Genomic DNA, 26048 nt, shown 5'->3' with positions numbered 1-26048 from the left:
AAAGGGAGAGGGAGTTAGCCCCTCAGCGCTGCCGCCTCGCGGGCCAGCGTCTCTACCTGCTCGACACTCGCCCCCTTGGGCGTGATCCAGCTTCCGCCGACGCACAGCACCGGATCGAATGCCAGCCACTCTGGAGCGGTCGCAAGGCTCACCCCGCCGGTTGGGCAGAACTTCGCCTGATAGAAGGGCGCCGCCAGCGCCTTGAGCGCCTTGAGTCCGCCCGAAGTCTCGGCGGGAAAGAACTTGAAATGCGTCAGCCCGAGGTCGAGCCCGCGCATGATGTCGCCGGCATTGGCGATGCCCGGCAGGAAGGGTACGCCGCTTGCGACGATCGGATCGGCGAGCCGTTCGGTCAGGCCGGGCGAGACGATGAACTCGACGTCCGCGTCCATCACCTGCCTGAACTGGTCGGTGTTGACGACGGTGCCGGCGCCGACGATCGCGCCCTCGACTTTCTTCATCTCCGCGATCGCCTCGATCGCCGCGCCGGTGCGCAGTGTCACTTCGAGCACACGCAGACCGCCCTTGACCAGGGCTTCGGCCAGCGGCCGCGCCTGTGCCGCGTCGTCGATCACCAGCACCGGGATCACCGGGGCGGTGCGCATGATATCGGCAATCGTCATCGTCAAAGTGCGTGCTCCTGAGCGAAGGCCGCTGCGGCGCCGTAAAGGCCCGGCTGCGGATGCGTGATCAGCTTGACGGGGATCGACGCCATCAGGTTCCGAAACCGGCCCTTGGCAACGAAACGCTCGCCAAAGCCCGATTGCAGCAAATGGTCCTTGAGACGCAAGCCCAGACCGCCTGCGATCACCACGCCGGTCGGCCCGTGCGTCAGCGCAAGATCGCCCGCCACTGCGCCAAGGCTGAGACAGAAGCGGTCGAGCGCCGCGACGGCGAGGCTGTCCTTGCCCTCGAACGCCAGCGCCCAGAGTTCTTTGTCGCTGTGACGTGGCACCGGCCGCTTTTCGAGCTCGGCCAAGGTCTCGTAGATCGCGACGATCGCCGGTCCTGCGACGATCCGCTCGGTCGAAACACGATTATATTCGCGCCGCAGCCGCTTGACGAACGCATCCTCGATCGGGTCGAGCGGCGCGAAATCGACATGCCCGCCTTCGGTCGCGATGATGTCGTAGCCACGCTTGTGGCGAAATACCTGGGCGACTCCGAGGCCGGTACCCGGGCCACAAACGGTGAGCGAGCCGCGCGGGGGCAGGGGCGTGTCCGGTCCGCAAAGGTGGAGGAAGTCCGCCTCGCCGAGCTGCGCTACGGCATGACCGATCGCTGCGAAATCGTTGACGACCGTCCAGGTTTCGGCACCCAGCCGTTCGGGGATCAGGGCAGGGCGGATGATCCACGGATTGTTGGTCAGCTTGATCACTTCGCCGCCAACGGGCGAGGCCACCGCGATCGCCGCAGCCTTGGGCAGCGGGCGTCCGAGGGTCTCGCCGAAAGCCTGCCAGGCAAGTTGGAGGCTCGGATGCTCGGCGACCTTCTGCGTCATCGGCTCGGCCATCGAGACGACGCGTCCCTCCGCCACTTCCGCTACGGCAAAGCGCGCATGGGTGCCCCCGATATCGACCGCGACGACTTCCATGCCTTCTCCCTGGAACTCCCGTGCCCGGCGCCTGTCAACGTTGGCATACGGTGCGCCGCCCTTCTCTGCGTTGGACGCGCGGATGTAAAGCTTGGCTAGAGGCCGGCCTCGGCGAGCATCGCCGACGCGCCCAATTCGGCCTCGTCGGCGTGATGCCGCATCATCGCGAACAGCTCACGGCCGGTCCCCTCGGCTGCGGGAGGGGCGACGGCCTGTTCGCGCGCTTCCCACTCCGCGGGATCGACGAGCGCCTCGAGCGTCCCCGCCTCGGCATCGAGCCGGACGATGTCGCCGTCGCGCACCTTGCCGATCGGCCCGCCACCCAATGCCTCGGGCGACAAATGGATCGCGCACGGCACCTTGCCCGATGCCCCCGACATCCGCCCGTCGGTCACCAATGCGACTCGGAAACCCCGATTCTGGAGCACGCCCAGCGGCGGGGTGAGCTTGTGCAGTTCGGGCATGCCGTTCGCCTTGGGTCCCTGAAAGCGGACGACGACGACTACGTCGCGATCGAGCTCGCCGGCCTTGAACGCCGTCTGTACTTCGGACTGGTCGGCGAAAACGCGCGCCGGCGCCTCGATCGTCCAGCGATCGCGCTCGACGGCGCTGACCTTGATGCAAGCGCGGCCCAGATTGCCCTTGAGGATGCGGAAGCCGCCTTCGGGCGAGAAGGGCGCGTCGAGCGTGCGGACGATCGTCTCGTCGTCACTCTTCGCAGGCAGATCGTGCCAGACCAGCTTGTCGTCGTCGATGTGGGGCTTGCGCCCATAATCGTGCATGCCGCCCTCGGCGATGGTGAGTGTGTCGCCGTGCATCAGCCCGCCGCGCAGCAATTCGCGGATCACGAAAGGCGGGCCGCCGGCATCCTCGAAACCGTTCACGTCGGCCGAGCCGTTGGGATAGACGCGAGTCAGCAGCGGCACGGCGCGCGAGAGCCGGTCGAAATCGTCCCAGTCGATCACGATGCCCGCCGCGCGGGCGAAGGCGGGGACGTGAATCAAATGGTTGGTCGAGCCGCCAGTCGCGAGCAATACGATCGCGGCGTTCACGATCGCCTTCTCGTCGACGACGTGGCCGATCGGCCGATAGTCGTTGCCGTTCCAGCCGATATCGGCGAGCCGCTGCACCGCCGCGCGGGTCAGCTCCTGCCGCAATTTGGTCCCCGGGTTGGCAAAGGCCGCGCCCGGCACATGGAGGCCCATCGCCTCCATCATCATCTGGTTCGAATTGGCGGTGCCGTAGAAGGTGCACGTGCCTTTGCCGTGATAGGCGGCGATCTCGGATGCGAGCAGTTCCTCACGTGTCGCCTTGCCTTCGGCATAGCGTTCGCGGACAGCCGCCTTGTCCTTGTTGGCGAGGCCCGAGCGCATCGGCCCGCCCGGGATCATCACCATCGGCAAATGCCCGAAGCGCAGCGCGCCGATCAGCAAGCCGGGTACGATCTTGTCGCAGATGCCGAGCAAGGCGGCGCCTTCGAACACCCGGTGGCTGAGCGCGATGCCGGTGGAGAGCGCGATCGTGTCGCGGCTGAACAATGACAGCTCCATGCCGGCATAGCCCTGCGTCACGCCGTCGCACATCGCGGGGACGCCGCCCGCCACCTGCGCGGTCGCGCCGGCTTCGAGCGCCCAGATCTTCATCTGCTCGGGGTAGCGATAATAGGTCGCGTGCGCCGACAGCATGTCGTTGTACGACGTAACGATGCCGATGTTCATCCGGTTGGCCGGCGTCATCAGGTCGCGCTGCTCGTCGGTCCCGGCATAAGCGTGCGCGAGATTGGCGCAGCCGAGCTTGGGTCGGTCGGCGCCGCTCTCGCGCTCGCGGCGGATCAGGTCGAGATAGGCCGCGCGACGCGCCTTCGAGCGTTCGATCACGCGATCGGTGACGGCGGCGATTTCTGGATGAAGGGTCATGGTCTAATCATCACTCGTAGTTCGATCCGCCTCACGCCGCCCAGTGGATATCCACTGGCAGCTCGACATCGGCGAGGATCCGCCCGACCGGATATTGGGACGAAACCCCCTGTTCGATCGCCTGCTCGAGCACATCGCGCTTCGCCTGGCCGGTGATCGCGATCATCAGCGCGCGCGCCGAGACGATCGCGGCCTTGCTCAGCGACACGCGGGCGACCGGCGCCTCGGGCGGCAGCGGATCGGGCATCACGCCCAGCGCGCGGCGTTCCTTGGGACCGTTCAGCGCCTCGTCGAAGTCGGGGCCGGGGAAGATCGACGCGGCATGGCCGTCGCCGCCGACGCCGAGCAGGCACAGATCCAGCGGCCAGTGCAGATCCTGCAGGATCGCGTCGGCCGCGCGCCCGGCTGCCTTGTAGTCGGCAACCGTCGCGCTGATCAGCGGGATCACCCGCGCACCTCTTGGAATGAACACCTTGCCGATCGCCGTGACGTTCGACAGCGGATCGCCGAGCGGCACCAGCCGGTCGTCGCCGGGGACGATCGTCACGCGTTTCCAATCGAGCTTGGCCTTGGCCAGCTGCTCGTAGATCGGCAGCGGCGTTTTGCCGCCCGCGAGCGCGACGACGGCGGCGCCGCGTGCGTCGATCGCGCTTTCGATGATGAACTGCACGTCGCCGGCAACGGCCGCGGCCAGTTCGTCGGCATCGTCATAGTCCCACCATTCGATTTCGGTCGTCATGCTTGCTCCTGTTCGGCGGGTTCGCCGTAGATATGGGTATCGGGGGCTATTCGTTCCACGTCACGCCGTCACGTTCGGTAAGCGCGATCGAGGCGGAGGGCCCCCAGCTGCCCGAGGCATAAGGCTTGGGCTTCATGTCATTGGCATCCCAGCCGGCACGAATGCCATCGATCCATTCCCATTGCGCCTCGACTTCGTCGCGACGGACGAACAAGGTTGGATCGCCCTCGATCAGGTCGAGCAGCAACCGCTCATAGGCGATGCGGCGGCGGGTGCCGGCGAATTCGTTCTCGAGGCTGAGATTGAGCGGCACTTCGCGCAGCCGGACGCCTTCGCGGTCGAGCCCGGGCTGCTTTGCCATCACAAGCAACCGGACATATTCCTCGGGCTGGAGCCGGATCGCCAGCGTGTTGGGTTGCAACGCGCCGCCGCGCTCGGCGAAGATCGAATGCGGCACCGGCTTGAACTGGATGACGATCTCCGAGCGCCGCTCCGCCAGCCGTTTGCCGGTGCGCAGATAGAAGGGCACGCCGTGCCAGCGCCAATTGTCGACATGCGCCTTGATGGCCACGAAGGTCTCGGTGCCCGACGACTTGCCGAGATCGCTGGCATAGTCGCGGACGATCTCGCCCTTCACCGCGCCGCCGCCATATTGACCGGTGACGGTGAGCTGTGGCGCTTCTTGCGCGCTGATCTTTCGCAGCGAGCGCAGCACCTTGACCTTCTCGTCGCGAATCGCCGTGCCGTCGAACCGGGCAGGGGGCTCCATCGCGATCAGTGCAACCAGTTGGAGCATGTGGTTCTGGACCATGTCGCGCAACGCGCCGGTCTCGTCGTAGAAGCCGGCGCGGCCTTCGAGCCCGACGTTCTCCGAGACAGTGATCTGGACGTGATCGATGCCCTGTGCGTTCCACACCGGCTCGAACAGCGAATTTCCAAAGCGCAGCGCGAGGATGTTCTGCACCGTCTCCTTGCCGAGATAATGGTCGATGCGGAAGGTTCGCTCTTCCGGGAAGACCCCGGCGACGAGATCGTTGATCTCGCGGCTCGAAGCCAGGTCCTTGCCCAGCGGCTTCTCGAGGCTGATCCGCACATTGTCGCCGGTCAGCCCCGCGCTTTTGAGCCCCTCGATCGTCGGCCCGAACAGCCACGGCGCGGTCGACAGGAAGATCGCCAGCCCGCCCGATATGTCGCCGAGCTTGTCCTTGAGTGCTACGAAACCCTCGACCTGTGAGGCGTCGAGCGCCTGATAGTTCAGTCGATCGAGAAAGCTCCCGACAGCGCTGTCATCCTTGCGGTCGGCGGGCAGGAATTCCTCCAGCGCGTGGCGAGCGAATTCGCGATAGGTTTCATCGTCCTTCTCGGAGCGTGCGGTGCCGGTGATCGTCAGTCCGGAGGGGAGCAGCCCGTCGGCGTGCAGCGCGTAAAGCGACGGCAGCAGCATGCGCTGGGCGAGGTCGCCGGTTGCTCCGAACAGCAGCAATTTGCCCACGGGCTGATGCATCATACGCCTCTCGACTTGTTTCGCCCGCGAGACACCAACGGGCGGCAAAGATCAAGCATCATCCCGGTGAAAGCCGGGACCTCAGGCGGCCAGCGAAGGCATAAGGCACGAGACACCGGCTTTCGCCGGAGACGGGATGAGCTAGAGAACCAGCCCCGCGGCCGGATCAAGCCCGGCCATGATGTTGAGGTTCTGCACCGCGGCACCCGCCGCGCCCTTGCCGAGATTGTCGAGCGTCGCGACCAGCCGCGCCTGGCCGCGCTCGGCATTGCCGAACACCCGGAGGCTCAGCCGATCGGTGCCTGCATCCTCTTCGATAGAGACGGTCGAGACATCGCCGGGCAGCACACGCACCAGCGCAGATTCCTTGTACGCATCGCGCAAGGCATTTTCGATCGCTTCGATCGACGGGCGGCGCGTAAACGCGTGGAGGGGCAGGGGCACTTCGACCACCATTCCGCGATAAGTACGCACCACCGCGGGCTGGAAGATCGGCGGATATTCGATCCGCGCGTGCTTCTGCATCTCCGGCACATGCTTGTGGTCGAGACTGAGGCCGTAATTGCGGAACGCCGTGGCGGTGAAGCCTTCCGACGTCTCGTCCTCGAATTCGGCGATCATCGATTTGCCGCCGCCCGAATAGCCCGAGACCGCGTTCACTGCGAAACTATGATCGAGCGGCACCAGTCCGGCGCGGACCAGCGGCCGCACGAGCGCGAGGAAGCCGGTGGGATAGCAGCCGGGGTTGCTCACCCGCGACGCCTCGGCGATCGCCGTCATCTGCCCCGGCTCGAGCTCGGCAAAGCCATAGACCCAATCGGGCGCGACGCGGTGTGCGGTCGAGGCGTCGATCACCCGGACCTTGTCGGCGCGAATCATCGCCACTGCCTCGCGCGCGGCCTCGTCGGGCAGGCAGAGGATGACGAAATCAGCCGAATTGAGCGCATCCTCGCGCTTCTTCGGGTCCTTGCGGTCGGCCTCGGCGAGGATCAGTTGCTCGATCCCCTCGCGGCCGTCGAGCCGCTCGCGAATCTCGAGACCCGTGGTGCCGACGGCACCGTCGATGAAGACGCGGATGGTCATTGCGGGTCCGCCAGCGCGGCGGCGGGGATATAGCCCACGATCCCGGCTGCGGGCGCAACGCCCCAGGCGTGGTTGCCGGCGAGTTCGAGCACTTCGAACATTTCGCCCGCGGGCAAGCTGGCCAGAACTTCGGAATCCATCGCGCCGCTGCTGCGCAGTTCGGCCGTGGTTATAAGTATCCGCGGCATCGGCGCGGCATAATGGGGGGCGAACACGCGGTCGGCGAGACGCACGTCAGCGAGATCGCGCCGCACGGCGTCGACACGCGAATCGAACGTGGCGGAGCGTCCCTTCAGCGAAAAGCGCTTACGCGTTGGCCCTGCGGGCGACTGGTTGACCGATGGCGTCCCCAGCGAGGAAGTGCCCGAACTCTGCAAGAAACTCTGCCCCTTCAGCGGTACGCGCAACGAAGATGTTGCGTTTGTCGGTATCGTCGCGTTGGCGGCGCAGATAGCCGAGCGTCCCCAGGCGATTCAAGGCGCGGGTAACTACGGGCTTCGACACGTTCAGCGCCCGCGCCAGTCCGCGGACCGTATGGGGCCCCGGGTCGAGATACACAAGCATCAGGAGAGCCATCTGACGATTGGTGAGATCGGGCTCGCCCGAGCGCACGTAATCGATCAGCGTGTCCTTCCACGAAGACAGCGATTGGTCCGGCATCGCGTTCACGGCTCTTCTCATCCGTTACGTTCCCGGTTCTGTCCGGGAGCATTCACACAAACGCAGCTTGAGCCCAGTGGTTTCAGTGCGTTGGCGAAATGTTACTGCTTTGTTTGAAAAGCGCATTTTTGTGCCGCGCGGTGAAGCCGAAGATAAAGCCGAAATAGACGCAGGTTGATCCCTGCCACCGGCTCCCCTATGTCGCCGCTTTCGCAACAGGCCGGGTCTCAATGTTCACCTTTCTGCTCGTCGTCCACGCCGTCATCGCGGCACTGCTCGTGACTGTGATCCTCATGCAGCGTTCGGAAGGCGGCGGGCTGACCACGGGTGGCAGCCCCTCCGGCCTGATGTCGGCGCGCGGCGCGGCGGATTTCCTTACCCGCGCCACGGGGATTCTCGCGACTCTGTTCATCGTGATGAGCATCGCGCTTGCCTTCATCGCCGCGTCTCGCCACTCGACGACGATCGACACGTCGCTCCAGCGCGCACCCGCAGCGCCGCTGGCGGCGCCGACCGGCGCGCCCGCAGTGCCGTTCGCGGCCGGCAACACCACGGCGCCGGCAGGCGCGGCGCCCGCGAACGCAGCCGCACCGGCCAACAGCTCGGTTCCGCTCGCGCAATAACCGCCGCTGCCCTCCGAAAGGCGGGCACACATGAAAAAATAAGTGAGTCGCGCGCTTGTCGGCGTGCGGCCAATGACGTTAGGCGTTTTCTCCCATGGCGCGGTATATTTTCATCACCGGCGGCGTGGTCTCCTCGCTTGGCAAGGGTCTGATGGCGGCGAGCCTCGCGGCTCTGCTCCAGGCCCGAGGCTATCGGGTCCGCATCCGCAAGTTCGACCCCTATCTCAACGTCGATCCCGGCACGATGTCGCCGCACCAGCATGGCGAAGTCTATGTGACCGACGACGGTGCCGAGACCGATCTCGATCTGGGCCATTATGAGCGTTTCACCGGCGTCGCCTCGCGTCAGTCGGACAACGTCACCTCGGGCCGCATCTACAAGACGATCATCGAGCGCGAGCGCCGCGGCGACTATCTCGGCGCGACAGTGCAGGTGATCCCGCACGTCACCGATGCGATCAAGGCATTCGCACAGGACGACACCGAGGACCTCGACTTCGTCCTCTGCGAGATTGGCGGCACGGTCGGCGATATCGAATCGCTGCCGTTCATCGAAGCGATTCGCCAGCTCCGCAACGATCTCGGCCGCGGCCAGACCGTCAGCATCCACGTCACCCTGGTGCCCTATATCTCCGCCGCCGGTGAGCTGAAGACCAAGCCGACTCAGCACAGCGTGCGCGAACTGGCGGCGCTGGGCGTCCAGCCCGACGTGCTCGTCTGCCGTTCTGAGCGCGAACTGCCGGCAAGCGATCGCGCCAAGATCGCGCAATTCTGCAACGTGCCCACCGCGGCGGTGATCCCTGCGCTCGACGCGAAAAGCATCTACGCGGTGCCGATGCAATATCACCGCGAGGGCCTCGATGTGGAAGTGCTCCGCGCCTTCGGCATCGACCCCGGCGAAGCACCGGATCTCGATCGCTGGGAGCGGATCGTCAGCCGCCTCCAGAATCCCGAGGGCGAAGTCACGATCGGCGTGGTCGGCAAATATATGGGCGTCCCCGATGCCTATAAGTCGCTCCACGAGGCGCTGGTCCACGGCGGCATCGCCAACCAGGTCAAGGTCAACATCCGCTGGATCGACGCCGAATTGTTTGAGCGCGACGACGACGAGGTCGCCGCCAAGCTCGAGCCGATGGACGGCATCCTCGTGCCCGGCGGATTCGGCGAGCGCGGCAGCGAGGGCAAGATCGCCGGGGTCCGCTTCGCGCGTGAGCGCGGTGTGCCGTTCTTCGGCATCTGCCTCGGCATGCAGATGGCATGCGTCGACGCGGCGCGCGATCAGGGCCTCGAAAACGCCTCGACCACCGAGTTCGGCCCGACCGAAGAGCCGGTGGTCGGCATGATCACCGAATGGATGACCACCGAAGGCATGCAGAAGCGCGAGGAAGGCGGCGATCTCGGCGGCACGATGCGGCTGGGCGCCTATCCCGCGAAGCTCGGCGGCAACAGCGTCGTCGCCTCGATCTACGGCTCGGAAGAGATCAGCGAGCGCCATCGCCACCGCTACGAGGTCAACACCCACTATAGGCCGCTGCTCGAAAAGAATGGTCTCGTCTTCTCGGGCATGTCGCCCGACGGCACCTTGCCAGAGATCGTCGAGCGGCCCGATCATCCGTGGTTCGTCGGCGTCCAGTTCCACCCGGAATTGAAGTCCAAGCCCTTCGATCCGCACCCGTTGTTCGCCAGTTTCATCGAAGCCGCGGTCAAGCAGAGCAGGCTAGTCTGACATGCGTCATCCCGGCGTTCGCCGGGATGACGGTCAATCGCAAGAAACCCCTCCCGTTGAACCGCGCCATCGGCTAGCCGGACGCCATGCGTATCCTGTTCTTGGCTCTCGCCTTGTTGCTGTCGCTCGCCGGCCAGCCCGCCGCCGCGCAGTCCAAACCTGCTCCCGGAACGGTCCGCGTGCGGATCGAAACCTCGGAGGGCGCGATCGTCCTCGCGCTCGACGCGCGCCGCGCGCCGAAGACCACTGCGAACTTCCTCGCTTATGTCGATGATGGCCGGCTCGACGAGACCGGATTCTACCGCGCCTCGCGCCGCACCGGAAATCCTAAGTTCGGCTTCGTCCAGGGCGGGATCGCCAGCGATGCGCGTCGGATCCTGCCGTCGCCGCCGCTCGAGCCGACCAACGTCACCGGCATCCGGCATACCGATGGCACCGTCTCGATGGCGCATGGCACTAACATCGACGGCGCTACCGGCAATTTCTCGATCATGGTTGGCGACAATCCATCGCTCGACGCCCGCGGCACCGGGCGCAACGGCTATTCGGCGTTCGGGCGCGTGGTCGCGGGAATGGACGTAGTGCGAAAGATCCTCGGCAAACCGACGGCGGGGGCAGGGGGCCGATGCGCGGCCAGATGATCCAGCCCGGGCCTGTAAAGATCCTCCGCGCGGTGCGGCTCGACGGCGCCCCCAGGCCGACCGGCCGGGTCAAGCCCTGGCTGATCGGCCCGACCCGCTGGATCCAGCCCAACTGATTTGAAATCCCAAAACAAAAGGCGCCCGGGCAGTGCCCGGGCGCCCCTGCTGCGGCGCCCAAAGGGAGGAAAGCGCCGCTAGCCGTGATTGGTTGTTATGCCGCGTCGCGATGCTCGATTGCGCTCGGCTGGCTGGCGGCATTCACTGCGATCTTCTTCGGCTTCATCGCCTCCGGAACCTCGCGGACCAGCTCGATCACGAGCAGACCGTCGGCAAGATCCGCGCTTTGGACGCGGACGAAGTCGGCGAGTTCGAAGCGGCGCTCGAAGCTGCGATTGGCGATGCCGAGATGCAGGAACGCGCCCTGGTTATTCTCGTTCTCGTTCGCCTTCTTGCCCTGGACCAGCAGCAAATTCTGCTGCGCAGTCACGTCGATCTCGTCGGGCTTGAAGCCGGCGACGGCGAGCGTGATGCGATAACGGTCCTCGGCGAGGCGCTCTAGGTTGAACGGGGGGTAGTTCTCGCTAGCCGCCTGACGCGCGCTGGCTTCGAGCAAGTCGAACAGCCGGTCGAAGCCGACGGTAGAACGACGGAATGGAGTAAAGTCGAACTGACGCATTTCAAATCCTCCTGTGAGCAAGTTGAACGTCTCTTGCGCGGCGCCCGGAAATCCGCGGCGCTGCTTGTCAGGCCCATCAGGCACCTTGACGAATCGCAATGTGGTTCGTCGCCGCGCAGTTTCAAGAGCGCTGAACCGGGCCGGGCTTGCGGCGGAGAAACCCAGCTTCGGCTTCCCCAAGATTCGCTTGCTGGCTAATACCTACTGATCTGATGGAGATTGGGCGTAACAAGACCAAGGGGATGTTGATGAGCCTTTCTTCGTTATCGCTGCTGCTGCTGGCCGGAGCCTCGCCGCTCGCGGTCGGACAGGAAGTTCCGACCGTGACCGCCCCCGAGACCAGCGCGCCGGTGCCGGTACCGGGCGAGCAGGACCGCACCCCGGAGGACGTGCAGCGCAGTTCGGCCGCCTCCGACATCGTCGTCACTGCGCGCCGCCGCGCCGAGCAGGTTCAGGACGTGCCGATCCCGATCTCGGTAGTCGGCGTGAAGGAGCTCGACAGCACCGGCAGCTTCAATGTCCAGCGTCTCCAGCAGCTCCAGCCGACGCTGCAATTCTACTCGTCCAACCCGCGCAACTCCTCGGTCAACATCCGCGGTCTGGGTGCGCCGCTCGGCCTGACCAATGACGGCATCGATCAGGGCGTCGGGGTCTATATCGACCAGGTCTATTTCAGCCGCGTCGCGGTCGCCACGCTCGATTTTCTCGACGTCCAGCAGGTCGAGACGCTGCGCGGTCCGCAGGGCACGCTCTATGGCAAGAATACCGTCGCCGGCGCGATCAGCATCACCAGCAAGGCGCCCAGCTTCAATTTCGAGGGTCGCGCCGAAGTGACTGCCGGCAACCTCGCGTTCAAGCAGGCCAAGGCCTCGATCTCCGGCCCGCTCGCCGAGGACGTCGCGGTCCGGCTCGGCATCTCCACCACCAGCCGCCGCGGCACCATCTTCAACACCGCCACCGACAATTATATCAACGAGCAGGACAATATCGGTCTGCGCGGCGCGCTGCTGTGGCGCGCGAGCGACAGCCTCAGCCTCACCCTGTCGGGCGATTATAATCGCCAGGATCCTGAATGCTGCGCGCAAATCTATGTGCGCTACGGCCCGACCCAGCGCGCCGCTAACCGGCAATATCCGGCCCTCACTGCGGCGCTTGGCTATACCGTGCCGAGCACCAACCCGTTCGATCGGCTAACCGACGTCGATGCCGAGTTGAACGCGCTCAACGTGCTCGGCGGCGTCTCGCTGCGCGGCGAGCTCAGTCTCGGTTCGGGCACGCTGACTTCGGTCACGGCGTGGCGCTTCTGGGATTGGGGTCCGAAGAACGATCGCGACTTCACCGGTCTGCCGATCACCACGCTCTCGCAGAACCCGACGCGGCAGGATCAGTTCACTCAGGAATTCCGCTATGCCGGCGAAGGCAATGGCTTCGACTATGTCGTCGGTGTCTTCGGCTTCTACCAGAAGATCCACACCACCGGTCAGCAGCAGCAGGGATCGGCGGCGAGCCGGTGGCTGCTCAATCCGTCGAGCGCGCTTTCGAACGATCCGAGCGTCCTCGATGGGCTGACCGCGGAGAACGACATCCGCCTCAAGAATTTCAGTGGCGCGATCTTCGGCAAGTTCAATTGGGACGTGACCGATTCGATCACGCTCTCGCCCGGCATCCGGGTCAATTACGACGACAAGGTCGGCAGCTATGTCAGCATCGTCCGCGACGCGCAGGGCGTTCTGGTGCCCTATAGCGGCGGCACCCCGCGTCAGGCGGCGCAGCGCGAGGCGATCCAGCCCCAGGCGTTCGTCGACGAGGCGTATCGCGCCTGGAACCTCACTTACGATCTGACTGCGTCGTACAAGCCCTCGCGCGACGTGCTGCTCTACGCGACCTATGCCCACACCTTCAAATCGGGCGGCCTGAACCTCAACGGCGTGCCCGTGGTCAACGGCGTGGTCCAGACCGAGCTCGCCCAGATCGATCCCGAAAAGGTCGATCACTTCGAGCTCGGCGTGAAATCGCAATTCTGGGATCGCAAGGCGACGCTCAACGTCACCGGCTATTGGACGATCATCAAGGACTATCAGGCGATCGTGAACAACAGCTCGACGTCGACGCTGCGCGGTTATCTCGCCAATGCCGGCGAAGTGCGCGTCCGCGGCGTAGAGGCCGACTTCTCGATCCGCCCGACCGAACGGTTCACTGCGTATATCAACGGCGCCTATACCGATCACGAATATGTCGAGTTCGTCAACGCGCCGTGCCCACCCGAGCGCTCCGGCGGCACCGCAGCGCCGGTGGGCAGCCCGGGCGGCACCCCGGGGGTTCCGGGCCAGCTGAGCCCCGTCGTGTGCGACATTTCCGGACAATGGCTGCCCGGCATCTCCAACTGGGCCTTCTCCTACGGCGCGGAGTATAACGCCCCCGCCAAGGTATTCGGGCTCGACGGCGAGTTCTATCTCGCCGGCGATGCCAGCTCGCGCTCCAAATTCTCGTCCAACGCCTCGCGGTCGATCTATACCGACATCGGGGGATACACGCTGGCGAACTTCCGGCTCGGCTACCGCACCGACGACTTCAACATCTTCGGCTGGGTGCGCAACGCCTTCGACGAGGAGTATTTCGAATTGCTCGCGACGACCCCGGGCAACACCGGTCTGGTGGCCGGCAACCCGGCCGATCCGCGGACCTATGGTTTGACGATCAGCAAGTCCTTCTGATCGTCCCGATCTAGCCTCTCGCCATGGCCGGGGGAGGTTAGGGGGAGGGGGGCGGCGCCCGCATCGCCCCCCTCCTTTCCGAATTGGACGTCGTCCCGGCGAACGGCGGGATCTCAGGAGGAGGCGCGACACGGCACGAGATCCCGGCGTGCGCCGGGATGACGATGTGGAAGAATGTCCAGAAACGGCAAACGCCCGGACCGTTTCCGATCCGGGCGCCTGCGTGACGACTGCTCGTCAGCACCCTTTGTAAGGCTCTGCCCGCACGCCCGTACTTGCCTACGAGCGGGGCGAAGCCCTCCCCGAACCACGGCCATTTGCTGCCTGCGTTTCGACAGCCGTCTGCTACGTCGGCGAACGACTTTTGTCACCGGGTTTACAAAGACTAGGCGCAGATTGGTCTCACCCTGTGTTGAATCGGCAACATGCGGGACACACCCGATTTGCGCGGCCTGCATTGCCAGCCGCCGCCGCCATGGCCTAGAGCGGCGCCGAGCACTCACGTCAGGGCCATACCGACCGCATGCTACTCTCGCGCTACGAGCGGATGATCGCCCGCCGCTATCTTTTGCCTGGCCGCAGCGAGGCGTTCATCGCTGTCGTCGCCGGATTCAGCCTCGTCGCGGTGATGCTCGGCGTCGCCGCGCTCATCGTCGTGATGAGCGTGATGAACGGCTTCCGCGCCGAGCTGTTCGACAAGATCACCGGGCTCAACGGCCATGCCGTGGTCCAGGGCTATGCCGGTCAGTTGCGCGACTGGCGCCAGATCGTTGCGCAGGCGAAGGCGACACCCGGGGTAACCAGCGCGACGCCGCTGATCGAGCAGCCGCTGCTGGTCACTTTCAACGGCCGTGTCGAATCCGCCCAGGTTCGCGGCATGCGCGTCGAAGACATCCGCGCAAACCCGGCACTCAGGGGCAAGGAAGTGATCGGATCGCTCAACCGGCTGCGCCCAGGCGGTGAGCAGGTCGCGATCGGATCGCGACTCGCCGAATCGCTTGGCGCGACGGTGGGCAGCAAGATTACGGTAATCAATTTCAACGGCGCGGCCACTCCGATGGGCACCATGTACCGCTCGGTCAGCTACACGGTCGAGGCGATCTTCGAGGTCGGCGTCTATGATTTCGACAAGATCTTCGTGGTCATGCCGATCGAGGACGCGCAGACTCTGCTGCTCCTCGGAGATGCGGTGAGCATGGTCGAGATGGACACCAATGATCCGGACAACGTCCAGCGGATCGTCTCGCCTTTGGTCGACAAGGTCGGCAAGAGCGGCCAGATCGTCGACTGGCGCCAGATGAACCGCGAATTGTTCGAGGCGCTCCAGGTCGATCGGGTGGTCTCGTTCACCGTTTTGTCGATCATCCTCGTGGTCGCCTCGTTCAACATCGTCTCGTCGCTGATCATGCTGGTCCGCTCGAAGATGCGCGACATCGCGGTGCTGCGGACGATGGGGGCGACGCGCGGCGGGCTGATGCGGATCTTCGTCACCGTCGGCACCACGATCGGCGCGCTCGGCGTCGCGGCCGGCGGCGTACTCGGTTTCCTGTTCATCACTTTCCGCGCGCAGGTCGTCCAGTTCATCGGCCTCGTCACCGGGCAGCAGGTCTGGGACCCCTCGATGCGCTTTCTCACCGAATTACCCGCCAAGACCGATCCGTTCGAGACGATCGGAATCTGCGTAATGGCGCTGCTCTTCGCCTTCCTCGCCACGCTCTACCCGGCATGGAAAGCGGCGAGCACCGATCCGGTCCAGGTGCTGCGTTATGAGTGAGCCGATCCTCCAGACCCGCGGCCTCAAGCGCAGCTTCCGCCAGGGCGAAGCTGTGATCCATGTCCTGCGCGGCGTCGATCTCGACATTCAGCCGGGCGAGATCGTCGCATTGCTGGGTCCGTCGGGCTCGGGCAAGTCGACGCTTCTGCAGGCCGTGGGCCTGCTCGAGGGCGGCTTCGAGGGCTCGATCCGCATCGCCGGCAAGGAAGCCGCGCAGCTCCCCGCGGGCGGCCGCACGGAGGTCCGCCGCGAGCAGCTAGGTTTCGTCTATCAGTTCCACCATCTGCTCCCCGATTTCAGCGCGATCGAGAATGTCGTACTGCCCCAGATGATCCGCGGTGCCACCCGCGCCGATGCCGATGCACGCGCCGGGCAATTGCTGTCGGCGCTGGGGCTGGCAGAGCGGCTGACCCATCGCCCCAACCAGCTCTCGGGCGGCGAGCAGCAACGTGTCGCCGTCGCCCGCGCGCTCGCCAACCGGCCGGCCTTGGTGCTCGCCGACGAGCCCACCGGCAATCTCGACGAGGCCACCGCCGACCGCGTCTTCGCCGAATTCCTCACGCTCGTCCGTGACGAGGGCTCGGCGGCCTTGGTCGCGACGCACAACGAGCGGCTCGCCGAGCGGATGGACCGGGTGGTGCGGCTGCACGAGGGCCGGCTGGGATGAGCGTCTGGCGTGAGACGCCGACCCTCGTGGGGCGCCACGTCACGCTGCGCCCGATGGTCGATGAGGATCGCGACGCGCTGCTCGAAGCCTTCGAAGGCCTGCACCTGCTGTTCCACACCACCGTGCCCGATGCCGGTACCTTCCAGGCCTGGTATGATCGGGTGATGTTCGACGCGGCGGCGGGGCGCAACATGCCCTTCACCGTTCTCGATGCCGACGGCCGAATCTCGGGCGTGACACGTTTCCTGCGGATGAGCGAGTCGCATCGCCGGGTCGAGATCGGCGGCACGCTCTATGCGCCCCGCGTCCAGCGCACCGGGCTCAACACCGAGGCCAAATATATGCTGCTCGGCCACGCCTTCGATGCGCTGGGCGCGAATTGCGTCCAGATCCGCACCGATTTCCTCAACCACGCCTCGCGTCGCGCGATCGAGCGGCTGGGCGCCCGGCTCGACGGCGTGCTGCGCGGCCATCTGATCCTCAAGGGCCATTTGCGCGACAGCGCGGTCTATTCGATCCTCGCGCACGAATGGCCGGGGGTGCGCCGCAATCTCGAATTGCTGATGGCCCGCTACGATGGAGACGCCGCATGACCGTGCTCACCGAAATTCCCGTCCGCAAGCCCGGGGGCGAAGAGGCGACACTGTCCGATCACGCCGGCGAGGTGCTGCTGATCGTCAACACCGCGTCCAAATGCGGCTTCACGCCGCAATATGCCGATCTCGAAGCGCTCCAGCGCGCGTATAAGGATCGCGGTTTTTCAGTGCTAGGATTTCCCTGCAACCAGTTCGGCGGGCAGGAGCCGGGCGATGCGGCGGAGATCGCCAACTTCTGTTCGCTCACTTATGACGTGACTTTCCCCGTCTATGCCAAGGTCGACGTCAACGGGGCGGACGCCGCGCCCTTGTTCGAGCATCTCAAAAAGGAAGCGCCGGGGTTGCTGGGTTCGAAGGCGATCAAGTGGAACTTCACCAAGTTCCTGATTGATCGCGACGGCAAGGTGGTCGATCGCTACGCCCCGACGACGTCGCCGAGGGACATCGCCGGCGATATCGAGAAGCTTCTCTAACTGTCTCCCCTCCCTGTAAGGGAGGGGCAGGGTGGGTGCGCGCGTCTGCGCGCCAAAGAGCTCGATCCCGCAAACGAAAGCAGCGGACGAGGCATCGAGCCTCATCCGCTGCTACCCACCCCCAACCCCTCCCTTGCAGGGAGGGAGAAAACTCAATGCGTCCGCGGTCCGGGCAGGCAAATCACATATTGCCCGTCTTTCTCGATCCCCGCCTTCTCGCCTTCATCTCCGGCCACGAGCTTGCCGAGCTTGGCGAGCACCGACACCATCGATGTAGCGCCTGCCAGCGGCCGTCCGCGCGGATCGCGGCGCGGGGCGGGGCGCCCGTTGCGTGCCGCGCGGCGCGGCGGCGGGGCAAGACGGTGCATGCGCTGGGCGACCGACGAAGCATCGCCGACCCGGCCGAATTCACGCCACACGACGCGAAAGCCGGCGGGAACCTGCGCCCAATCGCCGGCTTCGTCGCTGCGGATCATGTCGCAGCCGCAGCGATGGCAGATGCTGAATTCCAGCCCCTGATTACGGTGACGCTTGGCCGAGGGCACATGGTTCATCACCGAACAGAGGATAGTCATCGCGGCCATAACTCCTGATACCGGACCGCGGCGCTGCCCCCCGTGGGTGCGTCGCGATCAATAGTTGATCATCGTTAACCACGGTTTGGCCCAAGCCGCGGGTGAGTCGCCATTCAGGTCGGTCCCCATAAGCGACTCCCACCAAGGGGCTTGTACGGATGTGCAAGGTAAGGTTTCGGAAAGCTGTGGACAGCTCCGCCGCAGCGTTGGCAAATGGCATCCCGCGCCGCTAGGGTCGCTCGATGGCGCATTCGGGATTCGTACCGCTCCGGGTCTTCTCTTCCTACACCATGCTCGAAGGCGCAATCGAGCCCAAGGCGATCGCCAAGCGCGCGCGCGAGCTCGGCTTTCCCGCCGTGGCGGTCAGCGATCGTAACGGCCTCTACGCCGCGATGCCCTTCTCGGACGCGTGCAAGAAGTCGGGCGTCCAGCCGATCGTCGGCACCTTGCTCGCGGTCAAGCGTCCCGAACTGGCCGAGGGCGCCCCGGTCGCGATCGACTGGCTCGCGCTTTATGCGCAGGACGAGACCGGATATCTCAATCTCTGCCATCTCGTCTCGATGGCGCATCTCGACCGTCCGATCGAGGAAGACGCGCATGTCCCGCTCGACGCGCTCGAAGGCCGTACCGACGGGCTGCTCTGCCTCACCGCCGGCGCCGAGGGCGCGCTGGCGCGGCTCTATGCTGAGGGCCAGGACAACGCTGCCGAAGCCTATGCCGCCCGAATCGAGGCGTTGTTCCCCGATCGGCTCTATGTCGAGATCGTCCGCCGGCTCAACGAAGTCGAGGGCAGGGCCGAGGCCAAATTGCTCGATTATGCCTATGCCCGCGATCTCCCGATCGTCGGCACCAATCCATGCTGTTACGCCGACGAGAGCTTCCACGAAGCGCACGACGCGATGCTCTGCATCGCCAATTCGTCGTACATCGCCAGCGATGATCGCCCGCGCAGCTCCCCGGACGCGTGGATGAAGCCCGCGAGCGAGATGAAGTCGCTGTTCGCCGATTTGCCCGAGGCGATCGCCAACACCCTGCTGGTGGCGCAGCGCTGTGCCTATGCGGCCCCCAAGCGTAAGCCGATCCTCCCCAGCCTCGCCGGCGACCGCGAAGGCGAGGCGACGATGCTCCGCGATCAGGCACGTGAGGGGCTCGACATGCGGCTGGCCAAGGCGGGGATCACCGCGCCGGAGGAACGCCAGCGCTACGCCGACCGCCTCGAATTCGAGCTCGACGTCATCATCCAGATGGGCTTCCCCGGCTATTTCCTGATCGTCGCGGACTTCATCAAATGGGCGAAGACTCACGACATCCCGGTCGGCCCGGGCCGCGGCTCGGGCGCAGGCTCGGTGGTCGCCTGGGTGCTGACCATCACCGATCTCGATCCGCTCAAGCTGGGGCTGCTGTTCGAACGCTTCCTCAATCCCGAGCGCGTGTCGATGCCCGACTTCGACATCGACTTCTGCGAAACCCGCCGCGGCGAAGTGATTCGCTACGTCCAGGAGAAGTACGGCCGCGACACGGTGGCGCAGATCATCACTTTCGGGACGATGAAGGCGCGCGCAGTGCTCAAGGACGTCGGCCGCGTGCTCCAGATGAGCTACGGCCAGGTCGATCGCCTCGCCAAGCAGATCCCCAACCACCCGACCGACCCGTGGACGCTAAAACGCACCCTCGACGGGGTCAGCGAGTTCCACACCGAATACAAGCAGCACGCCGATGTCCGCCATCTGGTCGATCTGTCGATGCGGCTCGAGGGCCTGCCGCGGCACAGCTCGACTCACGCCGCCGGCGTGGTGATCGGCGATCGCCCGCTCGCCGAATTGGTCCCGCTCTATCGCGATCCGCGCTCGGACATGCCCGTCACCCAGTTCGACATGAAATATGTCGAGGGCGCCGGGCTGGTGAAGTTCGACTTTCTCGGCCTCAAGACGCTGTCGGTGCTCAAAAAGGCAGTCGAATTGCTCGGCGACCGCGGCATCGAAGTCGATCTCGATACGCTCTTGTGGGACGATCCCGAGGTCTACGACCTGCTCCAGCGCGGCGACACGGTCGGCGTATTCCAGCTTGAATCGGAGGGCATGCGGCGGACCCTGACCGCGGTGCGACCGACCAATTTCGGCGACATCATCGCGCTCGTCTCGCTCTATCGCCCGGGTCCGATGGACAACATCCCGAGCTTCGGTCACCGCAAAAGCGGGCGCGAGGAGATCGTCTATCCGCACGCTTTGCTCGAGCCGGTCCTCAACGAGACCTACGGGATCTTCGTCTATCAGGAACAGGTGATGCAGGCCGCGCAGGTGCTCGCCGGCTACACGCTGGGCGGCGCCGACATGCTCCGTCGCGCGATGGGCAAGAAGATCAAGGCCGAGATGGACGCGCAGCGCGCGATCTTCGTCGAAGGCTGCGGACGTGTGAACGACATCAAGCCCGCCAAGGCGAACGAGTTGTTCGACTTGATCGACAAGTTCGCCGGCTACGGCTTCAACAAGTCGCACGCCGCCGCCTATGCGCTGCTCGCTTATCAGACCGCATGGCTCAAGACCCACCATCCGCACGAATTCTTCGCCGCGTCGATGGCGTACGACATCCACCAGACCGACAAGCTGGCGATCTTCGCCGACGACATGAACCGGCTCAAGATCGATTGCCTGCCGCCCGACATCAACGCCAGCCTTGCCGACTTCCATGTCGAGAAACACAATGACGGCCTCGCGGTGCGCTATGCACTTGGCGCACTCAAGGGCGTCGGCGAGCGGGCGATGGAGCTGCTGATCGAGGAACGCGACGGCAACGGCCGCTTCAAGTCGCTCGACGACTTCTCCAGGCGGGTCGACCCGCGATTGCTCAACAAGCGTCAACTCGAGACGCTTGCCGCGGCCGGCGCGTTCGACGGGATCGAACCCAATCGCGCCGGCGTCCATGCCGCGGCCGAGACGATCCTCGCCGTCGCCCAGCGCACGCATGAGAGTCGCGCGAGCGGGCAGGGAGGCCTGTTCGGCGAATCCGAGCCTGGCGGCGGCGCGATCAACTTGCCGCGGAGTGCGCATTGGTCGCTCGCTGACAAGATCGCCGCCGAGAAGGACGCCTTCGGCTATTATTTCTCGGCGCATCCGCTCGATCGCTACGCCCATCTGGTGCGTAGCCAGGGCGCTCGCGAGATCGCCACGCTCGGCGAAGTCTCGATCCCCGATGGCGGCCGCATCGGCGCGACGATCGCGGCGCTGATCGAGGATGCGCGCTGGCGCACCTCGGCGCGTGGCAATCGCTACATGATGGCGACCATCTCGGACTCCAGCGGCCAGACGATCGCCAGCTGCTTCGACGAGTTCGCCGCGAAGGACATGGAGGAAGCGGCACGGGCAGGGGGCTGTGCCCTGCTCACCGTCGAGCTCGACAAGCGCCCCGGCGAGGATACCCCGCGGGTGTCGATCAAGCGCGTCCAGCCGTTCGAAAGCATCGCCAGCACCGCGCGGCTGATCGTCGACCTCGAAGTCAGCGATGCGGGCGTTCTGCCGAGGTTGGCCGAGATGATCGGCAACGAGCGCGGCGGGCGTAGCACCGTGCGGGTCTGGGCGCCGTTCGGTTCCGAGGGACAGGCCGAATTGGTCATCGGCCGCAACTTCCGCATCGACGAGGAAATGGTCGAGCGCATCCGCGGGCTGCCGGGGATAAAATCGGCGCTGTTCGGCAAGCCCGAACTAACGCTGGCGGCTGCGGCCTGACCTTCGAGCCTCCCCTGAAGGGGAGGGGCTTCGTAGCGAAGCGTTGCTCACAGACGCCCCTCGACACCACCCACACTCCCCGCTTACCCTCCCGCAAAAGCCAAAGAGCTGGAGAGAGCGATGCTGGGTGGAATGCAGGATTTCGAGCTGCGCGTGATGCGTCTGCTCGATCACGCCGCGCGCGAGCACGGGCCGCGCGAGATTGTCACGCGGTGGGCCGATGGCTCCGAGACCCGCACCGACTGGGCGGGGATCGCGCATGATTCCCGCCGCCTGGCGCAGGCCCTCGAACGGTTCGGCGTGAAGCCCGGCGATCGCGTGGCGACGCTCGGCATGAACCACAGCCGCCATCTCGTCGCCTGGTATGGTACGATCGGCATGGGCGGGGTAATCCACACGATCAATCCACGGCTGTTCGAGGACCAGCTCGCTTTCATCGCCAATCATGCCGAGGATCAGCTGCTGTTCTACGACAAGGCGTTCGCGGCCGTAGTCGAGAAGCTCAAGCCGCAATGGGGTACGATCCGGCATTATGTCTGCTTCGACGACGGCGAATTCGAGGCGCTGATCGCTCCCGAATCCGGCGACTATTCATGGATCGAGGGCAGCGAGCGCGAGCCGTGCATGCTCTGCTACACCAGCGGCACCACCGGCAATCCCAAGGGCGTGCTCTACACGCACCGCTCGACCGTGATCCACGCGATCACCGAGCTTCAGCCTGCCGAGTTTGATCTGTCGACTCAATCGGTGGCGATGCCGATCGTGCCGATGTTCCACGCGGTCGGCTGGGGACTGCCCTTCGCCGGCGCCGCGGTGGGGGTGAAGTTCGTCTTCTCGGCGATCAACGAGCCCAGGATCCTGTGCGAGCTGATGAACCGCGAGAAGGTCACCCACAGTGCCGGCGTCCCGACCGTCTGGTTCGCGATGTTCCAGTATATGGACGCGACCGGCGCGGCACCCGAGCATCTGAAGATCGTCACGATCGGCGGCTCGGCGGCGCCGCGCGCGATGATCGAGCGGCTGATGAAGATGGGAATCCGGGTCAACCACGCCTGGGGAATGACCGAGACTTCCCCGATCGGCACGATGGGCGCGCCTTCGTTCGATTGGGACGATCTCAGCTTCGAGCAACAGGTCGATCAGGTGTCGAAACAGGGCAAGGTTCCCTTCGGCGTCGAGCTGCGCGTGGTCGACGACGAAGGCGTGGTTCAGCCCCGCGACGGCGCCAGCTCGGGCCGCCTGCAGGTCCGCGGTCCCTGGGTGATCAAGCAATATTTCGGCGAGGAGCAGCTCGCGGTAGACCCCGATAACTGGTTCGATACCGGCGACGTCGCCATGCTCCATCCCGACGGGACGATGCAGATCACCGATCGCGCCAAGGACGTGATCAAATCGGGCGGAGAATGGATCAGCTCGGTCGAGCTCGAGAATGCCGCGATAGGCTGCGCGGGCGTCGCCGAGGCCGCGGCGATCGGAGTCTATCATCCCAAATGGGAAGAGCGCCCGATCCTGCTGGTGGTGCGCAAGCCCGATGCCGAGGTGAGCGCCGCCGAAATCCAGGCGCATCTCGAACAGCACGTCGCCAAATGGTGGCTCCCCGACGAGATCCACTTCGTCGACGCACTGCCGCACACGGCGACGGGCAAGCTCCTCAAGACCGCGATCCGCGCGCAGTACAAGGACTTCAAGCTGGCCGCGGCGTAATTCCCTCTCCCAAAGGCAGAGGGTTTTACTTCCCCATCACCGCCGCGCTGACTTCGCCCGCCTTGGCATCCTTGAACCGCGCGCAATTGCGGATCGTATCCACCGTGCGGTCCAGCCCCAGCGTGCTGTCGTTTGCCAACTGTGGCCGTAGCTTGGCGTCCACCGCATCTGCCGCCACGCTGGTGCAAAGCACATTGAACATCTGTCCCGCCCGCGCCGAGAAGATCCCGCCGCCCGCCTTCGAGAAGCTATCCGGATTGGCCAGCAGATAGTCGGCAGCGATATCCCGGGTCCCGGGCGAGTCGAGCAGGCTCTTGGCGGTACGAAGACGCACGCTCTGCGGCAGGCGCGGATCCCTGAAGTCAACGAGGAACCAGCGCGCCACGTCCGGATTGCCCGAATGGCCGATCGCGTCGAACACGATTTCGCGCGCCGCCGGATCCTCATTGGCAAGAATCTTGTCGGCGATGGCCTTCGCCAGCGGCACGCCCTTGTCCGCCACGTAGAGAGGAAGTGCGAGCTGTGTGAACTCCCAGTCGAGTGCTTTGTCGTCGCCCGCCACATACGCGTCCGCCGCCGCGATCAGCTTGCCGCGAAGTGTCGGGTCGCCACCTGCCCCGACAAGGAGCTCGACCATTTCGCCGCGCAGCTTCTTACGGTCCGGCGTGTCGGACGCATAAGCGTCCGCCGCCGGATCGAAACCCAGCTGTGCCAGCTTCGGGCCGTAGATATCGACGATCAGCTTGCGCCAGGCGGGCAAGGCCGCGTCGCTGATCAGCCCGCGCTGCTGCAGTCCGCGCAGCCGCTCGCCATTGTCGAGCATTGCATTGGATGCCGGATGCGCCGCCATCGCGCGCGCTAGTGCCGCGAGTTGCGGGAACTTCGCCTTGCCGGCGTAGAAGGACGCCCACAGACTGTCGGTCACTGCCAGTGCCTCGCCCTCCGGCAGCGTCGGCGCCGCGGCGATCAGCGCCGACCAGTCCGCCGGGTCCATGTCGAAGCGATAATAGCCCCAGCCGCCGGCATTGGGGACGATCACCCCGTCGCCCTTGGCCTCGATCGCGCCGTCGGGGCCGTCGAGTAGCGTACAGCTGCGCACCGCGGCGCGGCGGACGCAGACGGGTACGATCCACTGCGCCGGGGGCAAGTTGCTGCCGAAACTCGCATAGCGTGACTGGCTCGCAAGGAGCCCGCCGCCCTCGTGCTTCAGCGTCACCACCGGCATGCCCTGCTGGTCGACGAAGCTGCGCAGCGATTCGAGCACGCGCGGATCGTGCGCGGCGCTGGCGAGCGAATCGAAGAACTGGTCGGTGGTCGCATTGCCGTGAAGATAGCGCCGCATGTGCAGCCGCACCCCGTCGCGGAACTTCTCCTCGCCCAGGTAAGCGGCGATCATCGCCACGACCTGACCGCCCTTGCCATAAGTGATCTGGTCGAACGTGCCGTCGATATCGGCGTCGCGCGTGATCCGCTGGTGGATCGGCCGTCCGGCGCCGAGCGCATCGATCTGCATCGCGTCGAACGCCTCGTCGATCGCGCTCACGCCGATGTCGAGATCGGGCCGCCATTCGTTGCCGATACGATAGCCCATCCAGTTGGCGAAGCTCTCGTTGAGCCAGATGTCGTCCCACCAGGCGGGCGTGACCACGTCGCCGAACCATTGGTGCGACAGCTCGTGTGCCACGACCATGCCGAAGGTCCGCTTGTCCTCGGTGGATGAGCCCTCGTCAACGAACAGGATCCCGTCGCCATAGATGTCGGCGCCGGCATTCTCCATCGCCCCCGGCATCACCGGCGAGCCGATCTGATCGAGCTTGGGATAGGGGAAGGGCTGGTCGAAATATTCTTCGAGCAACGCGACGATCTTCTTCGATCCCTCCAGCGCGTACTGCATCTGCCCGGCATAGGGCTTCGTCCCGACGATGCGCAGCGGCAGCGGCTTCGGGCGCTGCGGCGTCGGGGCACCACGCCCTCGACAGTTACGAACGGGCCGACGACGAAGGCGACCAGATAGGTCGGCAGCGGTTCGGTGGCGGCGAAGCGGTGCTTGACCAGCTTGCCTGCGGCCAGCGGCTTGCCCAGTTCGGGCGCGTTGCTCACTGCGACGAAACCGCGCCTCGTGGTCACCGAGACCGTGAACGGCGTCTTGTATCCCGGCTGATCGAACGACGGGAAGGCGGCGCGCGCGTCGATCGACTGGAATTGCGACCAGCTATACCAGTCCTCGCCCACCTTGATCCGGTAGATCCCCGAAGGTCCGTCGCCGAACGCCGCGTCGTAATCGAACTTTAGCGTCATCCTGCCCGCCGGCAGGGTGCGGCCGAAATCGAGCTGGGCCAGCCCGGTGGGGCTCTTCTGGGTAAAGGTCGCCGGCGTCTCGCTTTTGCCGATCTTCACCGCTGCCTTGCCGACCTTGAGGTCGCGCCCGTGCAGGAATATCGAGGCGGCGGGCTGCCTCAGCTCCACGTCGATCTCGGCATGGCCGGCAAAGCGCTCCCGCTCGGGCAGGATGGTCATGTCGAGCCGATAGGCGATCGGCCTGACCGTATCGGGCAACTGGCCGGTGGGAAGGGCGGGGGACTGGGCGAGGGCGGAAGCGGGGAGAACGAAGGCGCACAGCGCCAGCAGCAGAACGCGCATCAGGATTCCTTGAGACGATGC

21 protein-coding genes and 1 pseudogene are annotated in these 26048 nt (G+C 65.4%); 10 read left to right on the top strand and 12 right to left on the bottom strand.

The annotated features are described in order from the left end of the window. Positions 1-14: 14 nt before the first annotated feature. From eda to CVN68_RS05550, 8 genes are all read right to left on the bottom strand, one after another. Positions 15-623 (bottom strand): bifunctional 4-hydroxy-2-oxoglutarate aldolase/2-dehydro-3-deoxy-phosphogluconate aldolase, encoded by a 609-nt coding sequence (eda, locus tag CVN68_RS05585; protein WP_100281325.1) that lies wholly within the window; start codon positions 621-623, stop codon positions 15-17. Between the two features lie 2 nt (positions 624-625). Further along, positions 626-1594 carry a glucokinase gene (gene glk, locus CVN68_RS05580; protein ID WP_100281324.1) on the bottom strand — a complete coding sequence of 323 codons (969 nt, stop codon included), beginning with the start codon at positions 1592-1594 and terminating at the stop codon, positions 626-628. 95 nt (positions 1595-1689) lie between these two features. Further along, the gene (edd, locus tag CVN68_RS05575; protein ID WP_100281323.1) at positions 1690-3510 is read right to left on the bottom strand and encodes a phosphogluconate dehydratase; all 1821 of its coding nucleotides are present in this window, start codon (positions 3508-3510) and stop codon (positions 1690-1692) included. A 31-nt stretch (positions 3511-3541) separates the two neighbouring features. Next, positions 3542-4249, bottom strand: a complete 708-nt coding sequence (gene pgl, locus CVN68_RS05570) for a 6-phosphogluconolactonase (protein WP_100281322.1) — start codon at positions 4247-4249, stop codon at positions 3542-3544. A gap of 46 nt (positions 4250-4295) precedes the next feature. Continuing rightward, positions 4296-5756, bottom strand: a complete 1461-nt coding sequence (gene zwf, locus CVN68_RS05565) for a glucose-6-phosphate dehydrogenase (protein ID WP_100281321.1) — start codon at positions 5754-5756, stop codon at positions 4296-4298. Positions 5757-5894: 138 nt separating this feature from the next. Beyond that, positions 5895-6836 carry an N-acetyl-gamma-glutamyl-phosphate reductase gene (gene argC, locus CVN68_RS05560; RefSeq protein WP_100281320.1) on the bottom strand — a complete coding sequence of 314 codons (942 nt, stop codon included), beginning with the start codon at positions 6834-6836 and terminating at the stop codon, positions 5895-5897. Further along, positions 6833-7069 (bottom strand): SH3 domain-containing protein, encoded by a 237-nt coding sequence (locus CVN68_RS05555; RefSeq protein ID WP_233503592.1) that lies wholly within the window; start codon positions 7067-7069, stop codon positions 6833-6835. The genes argC and CVN68_RS05555 overlap by 4 nt, the downstream gene beginning before the upstream one ends. Before the next feature lie 73 nt (positions 7070-7142). Continuing rightward, complete coding sequence (locus tag CVN68_RS05550; protein ID WP_100281318.1) at positions 7143-7496, bottom strand: MarR family transcriptional regulator; 354 nt, start codon at positions 7494-7496, stop codon at positions 7143-7145. 230 nt (positions 7497-7726) lie between these two features. On the opposite strand from CVN68_RS05550, the gene secG reads away from it, so the two are divergent. The 3 genes and pseudogenes from secG (at position 7727) to CVN68_RS05535 (ending at position 10602) form a co-directional block, all read left to right on the top strand. Further along, positions 7727-8119 carry a preprotein translocase subunit SecG gene (gene secG / locus CVN68_RS05545; RefSeq protein WP_100281317.1) on the top strand — a complete coding sequence of 131 codons (393 nt, stop codon included), beginning with the start codon at positions 7727-7729 and terminating at the stop codon, positions 8117-8119. A gap of 94 nt (positions 8120-8213) precedes the next feature. After that, the gene (locus CVN68_RS05540; protein WP_100281316.1) at positions 8214-9845 is read left to right on the top strand and encodes a CTP synthase; all 1632 of its coding nucleotides are present in this window, start codon (positions 8214-8216) and stop codon (positions 9843-9845) included. Between the two features lie 86 nt (positions 9846-9931). Beyond that, positions 9932-10602 (top strand): annotated as a pseudogene (locus tag CVN68_RS05535) (peptidylprolyl isomerase). Between the two features lie 95 nt (positions 10603-10697). On the opposite strand, the gene CVN68_RS05530 reads toward CVN68_RS05535, so the two are convergent. Continuing rightward, entirely contained in the window at positions 10698-11162 is a 465-nt protein-coding gene (locus CVN68_RS05530; RefSeq protein ID WP_100281315.1) for an Hsp20 family protein, read from the bottom strand. Between the two features lie 248 nt (positions 11163-11410). Between CVN68_RS05530 and CVN68_RS05525 the strand changes: the two genes are divergently transcribed. The 5 genes from CVN68_RS05525 to CVN68_RS05505 all read left to right on the top strand — a co-directional run bounded on the left by CVN68_RS05525 (position 11411) and on the right by CVN68_RS05505 (position 17386). After that, positions 11411-13876: a TonB-dependent receptor gene (locus tag CVN68_RS05525; protein WP_100284226.1), complete on the top strand. Its 2466-nt coding sequence runs from the start codon at positions 11411-11413 to the stop codon at positions 13874-13876. A gap of 523 nt (positions 13877-14399) precedes the next feature. Continuing rightward, the gene (locus CVN68_RS05520; protein ID WP_100281314.1) at positions 14400-15650 is read left to right on the top strand and encodes a lipoprotein-releasing ABC transporter permease subunit; all 1251 of its coding nucleotides are present in this window, start codon (positions 14400-14402) and stop codon (positions 15648-15650) included. Continuing rightward, positions 15643-16317, top strand: coding sequence for an ABC transporter ATP-binding protein (locus tag CVN68_RS05515; RefSeq protein WP_100281313.1), 675 nt, complete (start codon positions 15643-15645; stop codon positions 16315-16317). Before CVN68_RS05520 ends, CVN68_RS05515 begins: the two co-directional genes overlap by 8 nt. Further along, entirely contained in the window at positions 16314-16910 is a 597-nt protein-coding gene (locus tag CVN68_RS05510; protein ID WP_100281312.1) for a GNAT family N-acetyltransferase, read from the top strand. The genes CVN68_RS05515 and CVN68_RS05510 overlap by 4 nt, the downstream gene beginning before the upstream one ends. Beyond that, positions 16907-17386 carry a glutathione peroxidase gene (locus CVN68_RS05505; protein ID WP_100281311.1) on the top strand — a complete coding sequence of 160 codons (480 nt, stop codon included), beginning with the start codon at positions 16907-16909 and terminating at the stop codon, positions 17384-17386. The genes CVN68_RS05510 and CVN68_RS05505 overlap by 4 nt, the downstream gene beginning before the upstream one ends. Positions 17387-17538: 152 nt before the next feature. Here CVN68_RS05505 and CVN68_RS05500 read toward each other — a convergent pair whose 3' ends face one another. Continuing rightward, the gene (locus tag CVN68_RS05500; protein ID WP_158298748.1) at positions 17539-17961 is read right to left on the bottom strand and encodes a hypothetical protein; all 423 of its coding nucleotides are present in this window, start codon (positions 17959-17961) and stop codon (positions 17539-17541) included. Positions 17962-18203: 242 nt separating this feature from the next. Between CVN68_RS05500 and dnaE the strand changes: the two genes are divergently transcribed. Then, the gene (gene dnaE / locus CVN68_RS05495; RefSeq protein ID WP_100281309.1) at positions 18204-21683 is read left to right on the top strand and encodes a DNA polymerase III subunit alpha; all 3480 of its coding nucleotides are present in this window, start codon (positions 18204-18206) and stop codon (positions 21681-21683) included. A 120-nt stretch (positions 21684-21803) separates the two neighbouring features. Next, a complete protein-coding gene (locus CVN68_RS05490; RefSeq protein WP_100281308.1) occupies positions 21804-23387 on the top strand; it encodes a long-chain fatty acid--CoA ligase in 1584 nt (527 codons plus the stop codon). 25 nt (positions 23388-23412) lie between these two features. Here CVN68_RS05490 and CVN68_RS05485 read toward each other — a convergent pair whose 3' ends face one another. Both CVN68_RS05485 and CVN68_RS24275 read right to left on the bottom strand, forming a co-directional pair. Next, positions 23413-25281 carry a M1 family aminopeptidase gene (locus CVN68_RS05485; protein ID WP_324871297.1) on the bottom strand — a complete coding sequence of 623 codons (1869 nt, stop codon included), beginning with the start codon at positions 25279-25281 and terminating at the stop codon, positions 23413-23415. Then, positions 25176-26027 (bottom strand): gluzincin family metallopeptidase, encoded by an 852-nt coding sequence (locus CVN68_RS24275; RefSeq protein ID WP_324871296.1) that lies wholly within the window; start codon positions 26025-26027, stop codon positions 25176-25178. Before CVN68_RS24275 ends, CVN68_RS05485 begins: the two co-directional genes overlap by 106 nt. Between the last annotated feature and the right edge of the window lie 21 nt (positions 26028-26048).

The organism is Sphingomonas psychrotolerans (assembly GCF_002796605.1).
Lineage (GTDB): Bacteria > Pseudomonadota > Alphaproteobacteria > Sphingomonadales > Sphingomonadaceae > Sphingomonas > Sphingomonas psychrotolerans.
Note: the sequence above shows the minus strand (reverse complement) of the source record. Positions and strands in the feature narration are given on the sequence as shown.